This window comes from uncultured Algoriphagus sp., from assembly GCF_963974835.1.
Lineage (GTDB): Bacteria > Bacteroidota > Bacteroidia > Cytophagales > Cyclobacteriaceae > Algoriphagus.
The window spans coordinates 43,363-59,220 of sequence record NZ_CAXBET010000012.1 but is presented as its reverse complement, the minus strand read 5'-3'; the positions used below and the strand labels follow the sequence as shown (position 1 = coordinate 59,220).

The window sequence follows — 15,858 nt, the reverse complement described above, 5'->3', positions numbered from 1 at the left end:
ATTTGAAGATTTGGCTAACCTTATGTGCACTAATCTTTGGACTGAACTTTAGCTATGCTCAATCCAACGATGACGCAGCAAAGCATCAACGTTTTCTTGATAGCTTGAAAAATGCCTATTATCAGACCAAAGAAAGAAATTTAGATCTCCTGGTTTCTGTGCTTCAGGAAGATCCAAATCCTGACAGTATGCTCAAGTATGGAAAGATTCTTCTTGAGAGATCTTTAGAGGACTCAGCCAGCCTATTTACTTTTCAAGCGTTTTTGCATCTAGGAAACGGTCATGTCTTCAAAGGAGAACTTTCTCAAGGTTTGGAGAAATACTTTGAAGGGATGAAATACGCCGAAAAGGCAAATTACGAGGATGGTAGGGGAAAACTTTTTATCGCGATAGCCAATACATACTCTCAAAGCGAGAATAATCAAAACGCGGCTGTGTATTACGGTAGAAGTATAGAGATTTTAAGAAATGGAAATGACTCTCTGGCTTTAGCAAGCAGCATTTTTAATGCGGGAGACGAATACCTAAAGCTCGCGAAACTCGATTCGGCACTGATTTACACAAAGGAAGCACAGCTCATTTTCGATAAGGTGAATTATCCCATAGGTGAAGCATATTGCTTTGGAAATCTAGGAATGATCTATGCCAAAAATGGCAATAATGCGGTGGCTGAAGAAAATATCAATCAGGCAATTGAGATTCTGGAAAAGTATAATGATTACTATCCGATCTCATTTTATCTGGAATTCATGTCTTCTATTTACCTGGAAAATTCCGACTTGATCCGGGCGATGAATTATGCAGAAAGAAGTCTTGAACTGGCTACACAGTACGGAATCAAGGATCAAATAAGCCAATCAAATCTTACACTTTCCAAAATCTATGAACAGGAAGGAAACTTTCTCAAAGCTTTTCAATTTTATAAAAACCATATTCTGTATCGGGATAGCGTAAATAATATTGCAACGGTTCAGCAGATGGCAAACCAACGGACGGATTATGAAGTCTCCCAAAAGCAAATTGAGGTAGATCTGCTGGAGAAGGAATCGATAATTAAAGACCTTCAGGCCACCCGTCAGCAATTTGTCATTTACCTAGCGCTGCTTTTATTGGCATTAGTTGGCTTGCTTGCGTTCGCCACATACCGTCGATACCGGTATGAAAAGGAAACAAAGCAGCTAATCGAAAAAGAGAAAAACCGCTCTGATGAACTTCTTTTGAATATTCTTCCTGCCGAAACTGCTGAGGAATTAAAGGAATACGGAGCAGTGAAAGCTTTACGTATGGAATCAGTGACCGTTCTCTTTACTGATTTCAAAAACTTTTCGGCAGTGTCTGAGCATATTTCTCCTGAGCAACTTGTAAAAAGTATTGATTATTATTTCAAAGAATTTGATCTGATCAGCACACGATTTAATCTGGAGAAAATTAAAACTATTGGAGATTCTTACATGTGTGCGGGAGGACTTCCTAAGGAAAACAATACGCACGCCAGAGATATCATAGGAGCCGCACAGGCGATGATGGCATTTGTAAATCAAAAAGTGGAGAATGGGCTCACTTCATTTGAAATGAGGATAGGAATTCATAGTGGACCAATAGTAGCGGGAATCGTAGGAATCAAAAAATGGCAATACGATATCTGGGGAGATACTGTAAATATCGCTTCCAGAATGGAATCTAATTCAGTTCCAGGCAAAATCAACCTTTCAGAGACTACATATAATCTTATTAAAGATGAATATGAGTGCGAATACCGCGGAAGTATTGATGTGAAAAACCGTGGGATTTGGAAGATGTATTTTCTGAGCGCGAAGCTTAGTTCCTGATGATAAATGAGCTTAAGAGCTAAATCTTAGGTTTTTCTATGTTAGACTTTTTAGCAAAAAAATATCACTCGCTGAAAAACTCCAACGAGCGATAATTTCAATCTTAAAAATCTAATTTTAGATTTTAGCGGCTTCCCCAGCCAACTCCTCATTCTCATCAGCAAGACCAGAAGCGATGAACGCATCAATCTCAGGGTTTCTCTCCACACCTTTATTCAATAAGACTCCTAAAGTGATCATCACACCGATTCGAGTACCTACTTTTTTGGCTGCTGTATTGAGTAGCGGTTCTATATCTTCATAGGTGACTTCATCTGCCAGTTTCGCTATATCAGTTCTTGCAGCAATTAGTTTTTCGCCAGAAAGGTTGGTGTACTTCTTGGCGATCTTCTGAATTTCATTGATTGCAGAACGTTGACCCTGTGATTGTCCAGCAGCTTGATTTTGTGGTTTAGCTTGGTGAACAGACGGAGTTGGGGCAGGTTGCTGCTTCGCCCAGGAATCACGCAATCCAACGGTCTTATTAAAAACCAGATGATCTGAGGTAGAATCCTTGTCCAAGGTGAAGTATCCCAATCTTTGGAACTGGAATTTATCACCAATTGACGCGTCCTTCAAGAAGGGCTCCAAATAGGCTTCCTTAATCACTTTCAGAGAATCAGGATTTATAAACTCCATGAAGTTTCTGTCCTCATGACTATCGGGAGCCTCATCCAAGAATAGTCTGTCGTATTCACGAATTTCAGCTTTAATCGCATGCTGAATGGATACCCAATGAAGTGTTCCTTTTACTTTTCTAGTACTTGCCTCAGTACCGCTTCCGGATTTCGAATCCAAGTCAGCTGTACAGTGAATCTCTATTATATTTCCGGAGTCGTCTTTTATTACTGATTCCCCCTTTATGATATAGGCGCTTTTTAACCGAACCTCATTTCCTAAAGTCAAGCGGAAAAACTTGTTTCCGGCTTCCTCTTTAAAGTCCTCTCTTTCTATATACAATTCACCACTGAACGGTAAATCATGTGAGCCGGAGTTAGGATCTTCAGGATTATTTTCTGCGGAAAGAATTTCTGTTTTCCCAGCTGGATAGTTGGTGATAACCAGCTTAACTGGATCCAAAACACCCATCACGCGGGTAGCTGTTTTGTTAAGATCTTCGCGAATGCAGTATTCCAATAAAGATACATCTGTGACAGAATCACGTTTGGAGATTCCTGATAAATCAGAGAATTTCCTGATAGATTCAGGAGTATAGCCTCTTCTTCTTAAACCAGAAATCGTAGGCATACGTGGATCATCCCATCCAGTTACAGTTTTGCTCTGAACCAGTTCCAAAAGCTTTCGCTTGCTCATCACAGTATAGGAAAGATTTCTTCTTGCAAATTCCCGCTGCTTAGGTCTCAACCTGGCTGGGTCATAGATCTGATCCAAAAACCAATCGTAAAGCTCTCTGTGCATTTTGAACTCCAGTGTACAAAGGGAATGAGACACCTCTTCTATATAATCTGACTCACCATGAGCCCAATCGTACATAGGATAGATACACCAATCAGTTCCTGTTCGGTGATGTGCCTTCCGTACAATTCTATACAATAGAGGATCACGCATCAGCATATTCGGAGAAGCCATATCAATCTTGGCGCGTAGGACATAGCTGCCTTGTTCAAATTCCCCATCTTTCATCCGCTCAAACAATTCAAGATTTTCTTCTACCGAGCGATTCCGATATGGACTTGCCACACCAGGCACGGTAGGAGTACCTTTTTGCTCTGCCATAGCTGCAGCTGATTGCTCATCTACATAGGCTTTTCCCTCTTTGATCAGCTGAACAGCCCAATCGTACATTTGCTGAAAATAGTCTGAAGAATAACATTCCTGAGCCCATTTGAAACCCATCCATTGTATATCATGCTTGATGGCGTCTACGTATTCTTGTTCTTCCTTACTAGGGTTAGTATCGTCAAAACGTAGATTGACAGGAGCATTGTGCTGCTCTCCCAAACCGAAATTAAGGCAGATAGAAGCTGCATGACCAATATGTAAATACCCATTTGGCTCGGGCGGAAATCTGAATCGAAGTTTTTTCGGGTCAAATCCTGCGGCCAAATCGTCTGCAATGATTTGTTCAATAAAATTAAGAGATGCGGATTCTTCAGTCATAGATCAAAATTGAAAATCAAAATTAAGGCAATTGGCTTGAAATGCAATTAGAGATGAATTATTGGAAAATTCTATGATTGAAAATACTTGACCCAAAAGCTCGAAAAATTTACTTCAATTCACTTTCGCTAAATATTATGTCAGACTTAACAATCGTAGGGGCTCGGCACAGCCTTTGACTACTTCCCACAAACACACGACATATGGCGATAATAGGAAAGCTAATCAAGGCAGGTTTGGACATCACCGCAAAACTTCAGTTTGCTGAGGAAAATCCAAAGGTTGCTCAAGAAAACCAGCTTAAAGAACTTTTAAATCAAGCTAAAAATACAGCTTTTGGAAAATATCATGGATTTGAAGAAATCTTAAAATCCGAGGACCCAATTTCCGCCTACAGAAAAGAAGTTCCTATTTCGAATTACGAGCAGATGCATTCCCAATGGTGGATAAAGCAGGAAAGTTATAAAGATATTACTTGGCCGGGGAAACCTGATTTCTTTGCCAGAAGCAGCGGAACCACAGGAAAAAGCAGCAAGAGAATCCCTATTACCAATGAGTTTTTGGGAACTATGAAATCTGTGGGGACTTCCATGATCAACTCACTTCATGATTTTGATTTCCCTGAATCACTTTTCGAATCGGAGGTTCTTATGCTTAGCAGTTCGGCTAATCTTGATGAAAACGAACTAGGATTCAGAGAGGGAGAGATTTCCGGTATCAATGTGAGCAATTTCCCCGATTGGTACGACATATTCTACAGACCGGGAAAGGATATAGCCGCGATTAATGATTGGGACGAACGTGTAAATGCAATCGCAGAGGAGGCTCCCGAATGGAATATTGGCGCCATAGCCGGAATTCCTTCTTGGGTGCTACTTATGCTTCAGCGGATCATTACAAAGCATAACCTTAAAAATATTCACGAGATCTGGCCAAATTTCAGAGTCTATGCCTCCGGAGGAGTCGCATTTGAGACGTATCGTGAGGATTTTGATGCTATATGTGGAACCCCAATTACGGTATTGGACACCTATTTGGCATCAGAGGGTTTTATCGCTTACAGTTATTCGCCTGATTCCATGGCTATGAAATTGGCGTTGAGTCATGGATATTTTTTCGAATTTATACCATTTGATTACCGGGGAGTGGATTCTACAGGAGAGCTGAAAAGTGAACCTTTAGTATTGGGAATTGACGAAGTAGAAGTAGGAGGGGAATACGTGCTTATTTTGTCTTCATGTGCTGGTGCCTGGCGCTACGTAATAGGGGATGTGATTCGTTTTGAATCCCTGAATCCACCTCAAATTAAAATTACCGGACGTACTAAATTTTTTCTCAATGTAGTGGGCTCCCAGCTTTCCGAGGAAAAAATGGATAAGGCGATTTTGGAGTTAGCCGAAGAGAATGGATCCACAATTAACGAGTACATGGTAGCTGCGGTGAAAAATGAATCAGGAGAATATATTCATCAATGGGTTCTTGTTACTGAATTGAAATCAGATGGGTTAGCAGAAAGACTTGATGAACTCCTAAAATCCGCAAATAAAAACTATGCTGTAGCAAGATCAAAAGCACTTAAAGGTATAGCAGTAAAAGTAATCTCGAAGGATCAATACACAGCTTTTCTCGGAAATACGAATAAAAAAGGTGGCCAAACCAAAACCCCTAAAGTGATGAAGGAGGAAAAAATGAAAGCCTTATTGGAGTTTATAGCTTAATCTTGGGCAGAACAGGTATGCGCTCGTCCGGGCACAGTTCTGCCCCATTAATGGTCATGTAATACTTCCTAATTTGAGCCTGATAAGCTGGGGAGATGAAATCGTTCTCCAGAATATACTTCTTTGCAGCAATCACATCAGCTCGAAAGCCATGTCGGATTGCTATGCTGTCCGCCTCATGCTCACGCTCGCGTTTAAATTTATCAGATAACACATAGCGAATTCCGTAAGTAATCATCCCAAAATTGGAATGATTTTCATAATCGACAATATGGCCAAGCTCATGTGCGAACCATCCTCTTAAAACATTTTCCGGTAAATCCGCGATGTATAGATCTCCGGAATCCATGACTTTTTCTGCCACATCCAGTTTGTATCGCCTGTTTTTACCAAAAATATCGGTGAGCTCTATCACAGGCTGTGCCTGCATAGTAGAAGAACTCAACTTGCTCCTTATCACATCAAATCCATAATTATGTAATTCTTTATACTCCTGCCAAACGTCCAAAAAGGAATTTCGGATGTTGGCATGTATACCGGGGGAAAAAGAGGGTGATTCTGAAGGAAGGTCTGGCGTCTGGAGGGATTTGAAAGTGATCACTCCCAAAACTACTAGTGCTACTGCCCCCGCTAAAACTTTGTGTTTATGTTGCATTGCTACTGTTTTAATCAAAGAACATACCAGAGGACGTTTGTCTGTCGGCATGGCAGGTAGGGGATATCTGGGAAATCAGATTTGGATGATAACCATCTTTTTATTTACCCATGTTACTCTAGAGCATATTGCTTGCTTACTAGGATGAATAGATGTTTTATAAGAATTGAGCTGGGATTCTTTAATCTTTTTATGTACCGCAAACGATGATATTCGGCAAAAATAATTTGTGTGAGGGAATACTAATTAGTTGACATTAACCCTCCAATTTTATCTTTCAAATCATGCTTTCTTAGAGGACTCATTTAACGCTAAGCTACTGGTTACAAGTTAACTATTCCTCAGCCAAAGACTTTTTATTATATTATCTCATAAATCCAAAAGCTATGTCACAATTTATTCTTTTAACATTGGCAAGTTCACGTCAAGGGAACATTGCCGGCTCAGTAGTGAAAGCTGGTTTTGAAGGACTTATTGAAGTTTTTTCAACCAGCCATGAAATAGCCATAGAGTCATCGTCGTCGTCAATTCGCTCCAGATTCAGGACAAAACATGATGTCTTTGCAATAACAAAAGGAATTGATAAAGCTACAGTGCTGTTGTACGATAGCTTAATTAGAAGTGAAAGGTTTTCAGAAATGAGACTGGATTGCTATAGCACTGGCGAGGACGGGTCGCTATCCAGATTTTATTCTGTGGAGTTAAAAGATGCCCGCATTGCTTCTATTAAACAGCAATTGGCGGATCCTTCGCTTTCACCTATTTCAGAACTTGAAGTTGTTTCTTTTACTTATGGGACCATTACATGGCTATTTGCGGATGGAAGTTTGGAAGCTTCCGGCAATGCTACTTTGCTTAATTAGGAGGGTGTATTTATAAGATAGTTGTCATCTAATGCCCAGATGTATATGAAGTTGACTTAAAAAAAAATACGAAACCCTTCGTAAATGTCAGATTCTATTTTTGTATTTCAAGGCAACCTATACAAAAAAGCCCAAGTATATGATACTTGGGCTTTTCAACATTTAACCAATAAAACTATTAATCCGCATTGCTACCAATATTTCCTTGTGCCACGACCACCCCAAGTTCTGCTGGAGAAAGGTGCACATTGATATACCCATTATAAGTCAATAACTGCTCGTATGTGATCGCCGTCATATCATCCAAAGCCGAAATGTTAGTCATACTCATGCCTGTAGTACCATCTACTGGAGTGAAGGTAATCTTAATTCCACCGCCAACTTCCGCTGAATTTTCATGAATATGTGCAGGATGAGTGCTGTTAGGTATGGTGTTATCCACTTCCAAAATAGCCAACGTAGTTCCGTTCGCTCTTTCATATAATGTAGCTGTACCCGAGATTCCCGGTACATCCTTTTCACCTAGTTCATAAGAGATTGATTCTCCCGTCAATTCATTTTGTCCTATATCGCCTTGAGCTACTATAGTTCCAAGATCTTCAGCAGAAAGATGCACATTGATGTATCCATCAAATTCCAATACATCATCAAAAATAAAGGCAGTTTCATCGTCCAGCATGGAAACGTTAGTTTGGCTCATACCAGTCGATCCATCTACTGGATTAAATGTAAATACAATTCCACCTCCCTGAAGAGCAGTATTGGAATGTATATGTGCAGGGTGCATTCCTTCCTCCGGCGTATTCATCAATTCAAGAACTGCCAATGCTTCGCCATTTTTTCTCTGCTTAAACGTCGCTGTGCCACTGATTCCCGCCACTGCTTTTTCTGACAGCTCATATATTTTTTCAGTTCCGGTTAATTCATTTTGACCTATATCTCCTTGAGCCACCAATGTTCCCAAATCATCAGCTGAAAGGTGAACATTGATATACCCATCAAAATCCATCAATTCTTCATAAGTAATAGCCGTCTCATCATCCAGCATAGCCACATTAGTTGCACTCATGCCCGTAGTACCATTGATAGGATTAAAACTTACAGCAATAGCACCGCCTTCGGCTGCAGTATTAAAGTGAATATGACTTGGGTGCATTCCGCCATCCGGAGTTCCATCCAGCATGATTTTAACTAAAGTTTCATCGTTTCTTCGTCTTGTGAATGTAGCTGTTCCGCTGATACCGGCTACAGCCTTAGTTTCAAGGGTATAAGTTTTTACATCACCTGTTAATGCATTTTGACCTATATCACCTTGTGCTACCAAAGTTCCTAGATCAGAAGAGGAAAGGTGTACATTGATATACCCATCGAAATCCATCAATTCGGAATAGGTGATGGGGGTGCCGTCATCCAACGTACTCACTGTGATGCTGCTCGTTCCCGAACCACCCATTACTGTTCCTAGTGTAAGGGCAATATCTCCACCTTCTGCAGCGGTATTGAAATGAATATGAGCTGGATGCATACCTCCGGCAGGAGTTCCTGAAAGCGTTAAATTGATTGTTGTAGTGTTATTGTCATTTTCGATAAATTGAGCGGTACCGGATATTGAAGGATCAGCAACTGATGCTAAATCAAATGTTTCCATATTCCCTGTAGGAATTGGAATTGGCTCTACGATGTCGTTACAACTGACGAGAATAAGGGATAATAGAAGTAATATTCCTCCCGAGAAATGCTTTGAGTAATTCATGATATTTTGGGTTAGTTAGTAATAAATAAAAAGCTTCCAATGAAAATGGATATATTCTTAACTACGAGGAGATTCCAATTGTTGGATAGAAAAATCATTTCTCTTGGATAAAGTGGCAAATTGATGATAAAATGAACGATAGTTGTAAACAAAATAGGAAGTGTAGCACATCGCTCAAACCAAAAATTCCTTTTGGAAACTCCGTTTAGTTTATGCTGTTGGAAATGATTCTTAATGAAATATTACCGCCTTATAAAGGGAATTGATAACAAATCAAGTAATGCGACCGCTAAAATTATCCCCAGATATTTAGAAAAACATTTCTGCATATTTAGGAACAAAATTTATCCAAATGAAAAAATTAGTCTTTTCGTTTATCTTCTTTACTTCATTGCTCCAAATTGGATTTGCTCAACGCGAACTGATCCATGCCTCAGCTGCGACATTAGGATTTGATGAAAATTTCATCAACCACCAAGTGGATTCTATCATGCAAATGGGAATCGACAGTTTAGCTTTTCCAGGCGCACAGATTTTAATAGCCAAGAACGACACGGTTATTTTTCACAAAGCCTATGGTTATCATACCTATGACAAAAATCAGGTTGTAGCATTAAATGACTTATATGATTTAGCTTCGGTGACGAAGATAGCTGGGCCACTTCCAGCTTTGATGAAGTTGGTGGACGAGGGAAAGCTTGATTTGGATGCACCTTTTAGTAATTATTGGAAACCTTGGAGAAACCGAAAAGATAAAAAAGAGCTTACACTAAGGGAGATTTTGGCACATCAGGCAGGATTGGTTCCCTATATAGTGTTCTTGGAAAAAGTGGTTCGGGATAATGGCAAAGTCAAAAGAAGGTTTGTTCATACTGCATCCGGTAAGCGATTTCAGGGACAAGTATATGAAGGTATTTACATCAACAATCGTTTCGAAAGGAAAATGAACAGAATCATTAACCGCTCCGAAGTCTCAGACGAGAAGAAGTACCTATACTCGGGACTTACTTTTTTGATTTTCCCTAAGCTGATCGAGCAACTGACTGGAAGCGACTATCAAACCTATCTTAAAGAGAATTTCTATCAACCAATAGGTGCTAATACTTTGGGATATCTACCTGAGCAGAAAAATTATGCAAATGATATTGTTCCCACCGAAGTGGACTCCCTCTTTAGAAAATCGGTGGTGAAAGGATGGGTACACGATGAAAACGCAGCTCTTAAAGGAGGTGTTTCGGGCAACGCTGGTTTGTTTGCGACCGCGGATGACCTGGCTAAACTGATGCTATTTTATCAAAACTACGGAAATGTAGATGGGGAACAGCTTATTTCAGCCGAAACCGTGAAAGAGTTTGCCGAGGTACAATTTCGTGAAAACGATAATCGACGCGGTTTGGGATTTGACAAACCATACTTTAATAATACTGAACTTCCCTTGGCAGAAGCATATCCTTCGCCTTTGGCAAGTCCTGCAAGTTTTGGCCACTCTGGGTTTACTGGAACCTTTGTATGGGCGGATCCTGAAAAAAAGCTCACTTATATATTTCTATCCAATCGGGTTTATCCATCGAGAGACCACCAGAAATTATATAGTCTGAATATTCGGACAGCTTTACAAGATGTTTTTTACCGGGCAGAGTGGAATATGAATCCTAAGTAACTGTCATCTAACCATATAAATCCAACATGATTCATTCTCACATTAGAGTAGGGGATTCATACGTGAAGAATTTACACAATGGAGTATTTAATAGAATGGCATAGTTGGAGATAATCCTATTTAAATAGAATAATAATAGCTCCTAAAGCAGTCAGGACCAATATCATTTTTCTAAATAAGACTTCATTGATCAGTTTTACCAGCTTGATTCCCAATACAAAACCTAGGATAATTCCCGGAATGAATTTCAGATCAAGTAATAGAGTCTCTTTGGAAATAGTCTCCCAAATGAAATAATGAAAGGGTAATTTGAAAACATTAATAATTAGAAAAAGCCATGCAGCGGTGCCAATAAATTGATTTTTGGGCAGTCTCATAGCTAAAAAATAGATATTCGAAATAGGCCCAGCTAGGTTACCAACCATGGTCGTAAAGCCAGCCAAAGTTCCAACTCCGCTGGCAAAAGCCAAATGAGTTGGAACCTTGGTCACCTTTTTTTGATCCCACCAAACAATAATGGCCAAGACCAGAAAGATAATTATGGCCATGCAAATTTTAAATGTTTGCTCTGGCAGATCCATTCCAAACCAACTACCAAGTAAAATCCCAAAAATCATCCAGGGAAGAAATTTTATCACGTATTTCCATTGAGTGTGCCTGGTGTAATAAATTACAGCAAACACATCTGCCACCACTAATAAAGGTAAAACTATACCTGTAGATTGCCTAGCTTCAAAGGCTATAGCCATAAAAGTCACATTGATAATTGCAATTCCTTTGATTCCGGCTTTGGACAAACCGATCACAAAAGCTGCTAAAAAACTAAGAATCCATGAAGTAATACTAATCTCTGAGGCAATAGATAAAAACATAGGTTGGGTTCAAAAGCACAGGGCCAACACGTTTGATTTCCCAAACATATAAAAATCAGTTTCCATATACGACACTTTCATAGGATTGCTACAAATGAAATGGAATCAAATTTAAGCGTTACTAAAAATTATTAGTTTTTGATCCTTTCAGAATAAAATAGCTTAAAGAGACTAGTTGTGGATGATTATCGGCTCAGAGTCTAAAGAAGCCTGAATGCATTTGTTACATAATTTATATTATGTTAAATAGAAAAATCATTACTACTCCATTTCCTATTTATTTTTAACTTGAGGCTTTGGATGCTCTTATACCCCGACAAATAGTTTTATGAACAGTCAGCTTCCCCGCTTGGGGCTTTTCTTAGGACCTATATCCTTTTTGCTAATTTATTTTTTGGTAGACTCTCCTGGATTAAATCCAGAGGCTCTGGCTATGCTGGCACTGGCTGCATGGATGGCAATCTGGTGGATATTTGAAGCGATCCCTATCGCGGCTACTGCTTTTCTTCCGCTGATCTTTATGCCTATGCTCGGAATTTTGCCTATAGGAAATGTTTCCAGCAATTACATGCATCCTACAGTCCTCTTATATTTTGGTGGGTTTCTACTGGCTAAGGGAATTGAAAAATGGGGATTGCATCGCAGGATTGCACTTAACATAATAAACTTATTGGGCACTGATCTCCGTCGTATTGTATTAGGATTTATTCTTGCAACGGGAATTCTTTCCATGTGGATCTCCAATTCCGCCACATCCCTAATGATGCTGCCGATTGGTCTTGCGGTCATTACGCAGTTCAAAACACAGTTGGGCGAGTCTAATCACAACATCACCGACAGTTTAGGCAAAAATATCATGTTGGGCATAGCTTATAGCGCTTCCATCGGAGGTTTAGCCACGTTAATTGGCACTCCTACTAATACCATTCTGGCTGCGGTGGTGAAAGACCTCTACGGTTACGCTATAGGATTCAATGAGTGGATGATTTTCGGGCTCCCCTTGTCGGCATTGATGCTAATTCTGTGCTGGTATTATCTGGTAAACAAGGCTAATCCACTTCCAAAAAAATTCAGTTTGAGCAACGGGAAAAGCATTATAGCGGTGCAGCTAAAAGAGTTAGGCAAGATCAGTATTGAAGAAAAAACTGTAATGATTGTTTTTGGTTTAGTTTGTCTGGCCTGGATTACAAGAAGCTTTCTTCTCGTACAATTTCTTCCAGGAATCGACGATACCATTATTGTAATGACGGGAGTATTATTACTTTTTGCCCTTCCCTCATCTTCTAAGGAAGAACGGATTTTGGACTGGAAAACAGCAGAAAGTATTCCTTGGGGTGTATTAATCCTTTTTGGAGGTGGACTGGCATTAGCAGCTGGTTTTCAGAGCACTGGGCTTGCAGAATGGATTGGTCAAAAGTTTACTTTACTCGAAGGAATCAGTTTCTTCCTCCTTCTTTTGGTAATCATTGCATCAGTAAATTTCCTCACAGAAGTTACTTCCAATGTAGCAACTGCTTCCATGTTGCTTCCAATTTTGGCTTCTGTTGCTTTGAAATTGGATTTGCATCCTTTTGGACTAATGATCGGTGCTACTTTGGCCGCCAGCTGTGCTTTTATGCTTCCAGTAGCCACCCCACCGAATGCGGTGGTTTTTGGTTCTGGCTATCTGCAGATGAAGGACATGGTGAGCGCAGGTTTCTGGCTGAATATCATTTCAATTGTGCTGGTGACTCTTATGGTATATTTTGTTCTACCTGTGATGTGGGGAATTGACTTAATGGATAATCCATTCTAACACACTTTTACTTTGACATTTTGTATTCTATTTAAAAGGCCATCTAGATTCTTGTTTAAACATTGTTGGAAATCCTAGCATCGCAGAAAATAACATCCATAGAAATTCATATTTCCTTACTTACCAATTCCGTCCCTATAACTACTCATTTCATCACATTCTTTTGCGCACCATATCAGGGTCAATTATTCTTGTCTTATCAATTAGGAAGAGAATTAATGAACACCAAGAAAGTCTTTTATTTGCTGATCCTATTAGCGCTTATATATAATATCATCCTTATGTTTTCGGATAAAAAGGAAGCGCATTCGGAGAGGGAAAAGACCACCTTGAACATTGAGACAAATCTAATTGAATCAAGATAATTCAACACGTTATTAATTAGTGATTTATGAAATCAAAAAGATTGGTATTCAGAGATGTAGAATGGTGGATTATTACCTTCGTATTTTTGATAATCGTATTGACAAACATTGTTATTGCGATGTCTTCTTACAGCTATCCTATGGAAAAATTCTTTGGGATTGTAGTACTTCCTATAATTCTGTATATAGGTTTTTATGTGATGCATCTGATCATAATTCCCAAATACTTAAAGGATAAAAATGTAACGCAACTCATTCTATATAGCCTGCTTACTACCGCTGTGATGGGGGGATTATCAGGAGCTTGTGCTGCGATAAATGACGGAGATGCCGAATCGTTTTTTAGATTTTATTTTAGCGTTATTCTACTTTATGTTGTCTATTTAGTAATAGCAAATCTGTTAAGGAAAATCTTTTTACCTCCGGTCTTCAAGGATTTCCAGCTTTACAATTGGATGCGTCTTTTCATGATTTTTCTATTTGTGACCATATTCTTAATCGTCTCCAGACTTTTTGTGAATGAAGCGATTTTGGTTATTCTCCTCACAATTATTCCCGGCATTTCTTTCTTTGTATTATATAATTACTACCTGCTATACAGAAACAAACTGAAGGGAAACATCAAAACTTATCGCTGGTTTCTATGGGGTTTGATGACAATAATTTTTCTTGTGTTTGTCATCATTTCTGCTGAAAACAATGTCCCTGAAATCATGTTACTGGGGCTTGGAATGATAGCCACACTTATTTTTATAGTGTTTCCCATATCCAATATAGTTTTTGGAAAGTATGAGGATTACATCGGAAAAATCGATGTACTTTCCCTCCAGGTCAACCAGAGTTCGGCTAACCTCAGCTTTCTCCGATCGCAGATCAATCCACACTTTTTGTTCAATGCTTTGAACACGCTTTACGGAGCAGCTCTGATGGAAAATGCGGAGAAGACATCCGACGGCATCCAGAAACTCGGAGATATGATGCGATTTATGCTTCATGAAAATCAGATGGATAAGATCCCATTGACTAGAGAAGTAGATTACCTTAGAAACTACCTGGATCTACAGATGCTTCGATTTAAAAATGAATCAAACCTAAACGTAGAGATTAAGATTTCGGACCAAATTTGCGAAGGAAGCATCGCTCCTATGCTGTTGATCCCTTTTGTAGAAAATGCTTTCAAACACGGAATAAGTACCAAAAGTAAATCCTGGATAAAGATTAACCTAAGGTGTCTTCAAGGATCTGTGCACTTGGATGTGGTCAATAGCATTCATCCCAAAAAGCAAACCGAAGATCCTCGAGACGAATCCGGAATCGGTCTGGAAAACGTCAAGAGTAGATTGGCTCATTTTTATCCACAAAAGCATAACTTGACCATTGTAGCGAATGACACCGAGCATTTTGTTCATTTGTCAGTCCAACTATCCTAATATGATTCAAGCAATAGCTATAGACGATGAAAATATGGCTTTGGAAGTCATCAAAGCGCACGCTTCCAAAGTCCCTTTTTTAGATCTCGTGGCAGTATTTACTGATGGAGTTCAAGGTTTGGAATTCCTAAAAAAATCCAATGAGATAAATCTGGTATTTCTGGACATCAATATGCCGGATATTTCTGGAGTAGAACTTGCAGCCCTTCTGCCAAAGGAAACCATGGTCGTGTTTACCACCGCTTATTCAGATTATGCTGTACAGGGATTTGAGCTCGATGCCCTTGATTATTTATTGAAGCCTTTTAATTTGATGCGGTTTCTCAAGGCCTGTCAAAAAGCTCAGGAATGGCTAGAACTTCAGCCTAATAATGAACCGAAATATCTCTATGTAAAAACTAACGAGGGTCAGTTAAAAGTAAAATTTGATGAGTTAATGTGCTGCGAAGCCACTGGAAACTATGTCACTTTTCATCTGAAAAGCGAAAAAATTATTAGCAGACTGACATTGGCAGAAATAGAGAAGTCACTTCCCTCCTTTTTCATACGCACGCATCGATCCTACATTGTAAATATGAAACAGGTGGATAAGGCAGAGCGTCATCAATTGTTGATCGACATGCATTGTTTTCCTGTAAGCAGCACTTATATGGAGCTAGTGATGGAAAAGTTTGGGAACAGTTGAATAGTTTTCCCGCAATTTGATTCTTAGTTGAAAATTTACGGATATTCCGCTATGTGATTTCCGAAAGTCAGCG

11 protein-coding genes are annotated in these 15,858 nt (G+C 39.4%); 7 read left to right on the top strand and 4 right to left on the bottom strand.

The genetic code is table 11. The annotated features are described in order from the left end of the window. Positions 1–2: 2 nt before the first annotated feature. Positions 3–1,829 carry an adenylate/guanylate cyclase domain-containing protein gene (locus tag AACZ73_RS18660; RefSeq protein WP_339880228.1) on the top strand — a complete coding sequence of 609 codons (1,827 nt, stop codon included), beginning with the start codon at positions 3–5 and terminating at the stop codon, positions 1,827–1,829. 117 nt (positions 1,830–1,946) lie between these two features. Here the strand turns inward: AACZ73_RS18660 and AACZ73_RS18655 are convergent, their stop codons facing one another. Beyond that, positions 1,947–3,989 (bottom strand): glutamine--tRNA ligase/YqeY domain fusion protein, encoded by a 2,043-nt coding sequence (locus AACZ73_RS18655; protein WP_339880226.1) that lies wholly within the window; start codon positions 3,987–3,989, stop codon positions 1,947–1,949. A gap of 203 nt (positions 3,990–4,192) precedes the next feature. On the opposite strand from AACZ73_RS18655, the gene AACZ73_RS18650 reads away from it, so the two are divergent. After that, a complete protein-coding gene (locus tag AACZ73_RS18650; protein ID WP_339880224.1) occupies positions 4,193–5,707 on the top strand; it encodes a GH3 auxin-responsive promoter family protein in 1,515 nt (504 codons plus the stop codon). On the opposite strand, the gene AACZ73_RS18645 is transcribed toward AACZ73_RS18650, so the two are convergent. Further along, complete coding sequence (locus tag AACZ73_RS18645; RefSeq protein WP_339880222.1) at positions 5,697–6,362, bottom strand: hypothetical protein; 666 nt, start codon at positions 6,360–6,362, stop codon at positions 5,697–5,699. The genes AACZ73_RS18650 and AACZ73_RS18645 overlap by 11 nt on opposite strands. 386 nt (positions 6,363–6,748) lie before the next feature. On the opposite strand from AACZ73_RS18645, the gene tssD reads away from it, so the two are divergent. Then, on the top strand, positions 6,749–7,225 hold the full coding sequence (tssD, locus tag AACZ73_RS18640) for a type VI secretion system tube protein TssD (RefSeq protein ID WP_339880220.1): 477 nt from the start codon (positions 6,749–6,751) through the stop codon (positions 7,223–7,225). A 178-nt stretch (positions 7,226–7,403) separates the two neighbouring features. Here tssD and AACZ73_RS18635 read toward each other — a convergent pair whose 3' ends face one another. Further along, positions 7,404–8,978: a CHRD domain-containing protein gene (locus tag AACZ73_RS18635; protein ID WP_339880218.1), complete on the bottom strand. Its 1,575-nt coding sequence runs from the start codon at positions 8,976–8,978 to the stop codon at positions 7,404–7,406. A gap of 352 nt (positions 8,979–9,330) precedes the next feature. On the opposite strand from AACZ73_RS18635, the gene AACZ73_RS18630 reads away from it, so the two are divergent. After that, entirely contained in the window at positions 9,331–10,638 is a 1,308-nt protein-coding gene (locus tag AACZ73_RS18630) for a serine hydrolase (protein ID WP_339880216.1), read from the top strand. A gap of 116 nt (positions 10,639–10,754) precedes the next feature. On the opposite strand, the gene AACZ73_RS18625 is transcribed toward AACZ73_RS18630, so the two are convergent. Then, positions 10,755–11,510 (bottom strand): sulfite exporter TauE/SafE family protein, encoded by a 756-nt coding sequence (locus tag AACZ73_RS18625; RefSeq protein WP_339880214.1) that lies wholly within the window; start codon positions 11,508–11,510, stop codon positions 10,755–10,757. Between the two features lie 328 nt (positions 11,511–11,838). Here AACZ73_RS18625 and AACZ73_RS18620 point away from each other — a divergent pair, with 328 nt between their 5' ends. From AACZ73_RS18620 to AACZ73_RS18610, 3 genes are all read left to right on the top strand, one after another. Continuing rightward, positions 11,839–13,305: a DASS family sodium-coupled anion symporter gene (locus tag AACZ73_RS18620; RefSeq protein ID WP_339880212.1), complete on the top strand. Its 1,467-nt coding sequence runs from the start codon at positions 11,839–11,841 to the stop codon at positions 13,303–13,305. Between the two features lie 391 nt (positions 13,306–13,696). Continuing rightward, on the top strand, positions 13,697–15,100 hold the full coding sequence (locus AACZ73_RS18615) for a histidine kinase (RefSeq protein WP_339880210.1): 1,404 nt from the start codon (positions 13,697–13,699) through the stop codon (positions 15,098–15,100). Position 15,101: 1 nt separating this feature from the next. Beyond that, positions 15,102–15,785: a LytTR family DNA-binding domain-containing protein gene (locus AACZ73_RS18610; RefSeq protein ID WP_339880208.1), complete on the top strand. Its 684-nt coding sequence runs from the start codon at positions 15,102–15,104 to the stop codon at positions 15,783–15,785. Positions 15,786–15,858 lie beyond the last annotated feature (73 nt).

Coding starts and splice junctions, on each gene's coding strand:
- AACZ73_RS18620 (WP_339880212.1), top strand. CDS start 11,839: ATGAACAGTCAGCTTCCCCGCTTGGGGCTTTTCTTAGGACCTATATCC.
- AACZ73_RS18635 (WP_339880218.1), bottom strand. CDS start 8,978: ATGAATTACTCAAAGCATTTCTCGGGAGGAATATTACTTCTATTATCC.
- AACZ73_RS18650 (WP_339880224.1), top strand. CDS start 4,193: ATGGCGATAATAGGAAAGCTAATCAAGGCAGGTTTGGACATCACCGCA.
- AACZ73_RS18655 (WP_339880226.1), bottom strand. CDS start 3,989: ATGACTGAAGAATCCGCATCTCTTAATTTTATTGAACAAATCATTGCA.
- AACZ73_RS18610 (WP_339880208.1), top strand. CDS start 15,102: ATGATTCAAGCAATAGCTATAGACGATGAAAATATGGCTTTGGAAGTC.
- AACZ73_RS18615 (WP_339880210.1), top strand. CDS start 13,697: ATGAAATCAAAAAGATTGGTATTCAGAGATGTAGAATGGTGGATTATT.
- AACZ73_RS18645 (WP_339880222.1), bottom strand. CDS start 6,362: ATGCAACATAAACACAAAGTTTTAGCGGGGGCAGTAGCACTAGTAGTT.
- AACZ73_RS18630 (WP_339880216.1), top strand. CDS start 9,331: ATGAAAAAATTAGTCTTTTCGTTTATCTTCTTTACTTCATTGCTCCAA.
- AACZ73_RS18625 (WP_339880214.1), bottom strand. CDS start 11,510: ATGTTTTTATCTATTGCCTCAGAGATTAGTATTACTTCATGGATTCTT.
- tssD (WP_339880220.1), top strand. CDS start 6,749: ATGTCACAATTTATTCTTTTAACATTGGCAAGTTCACGTCAAGGGAAC.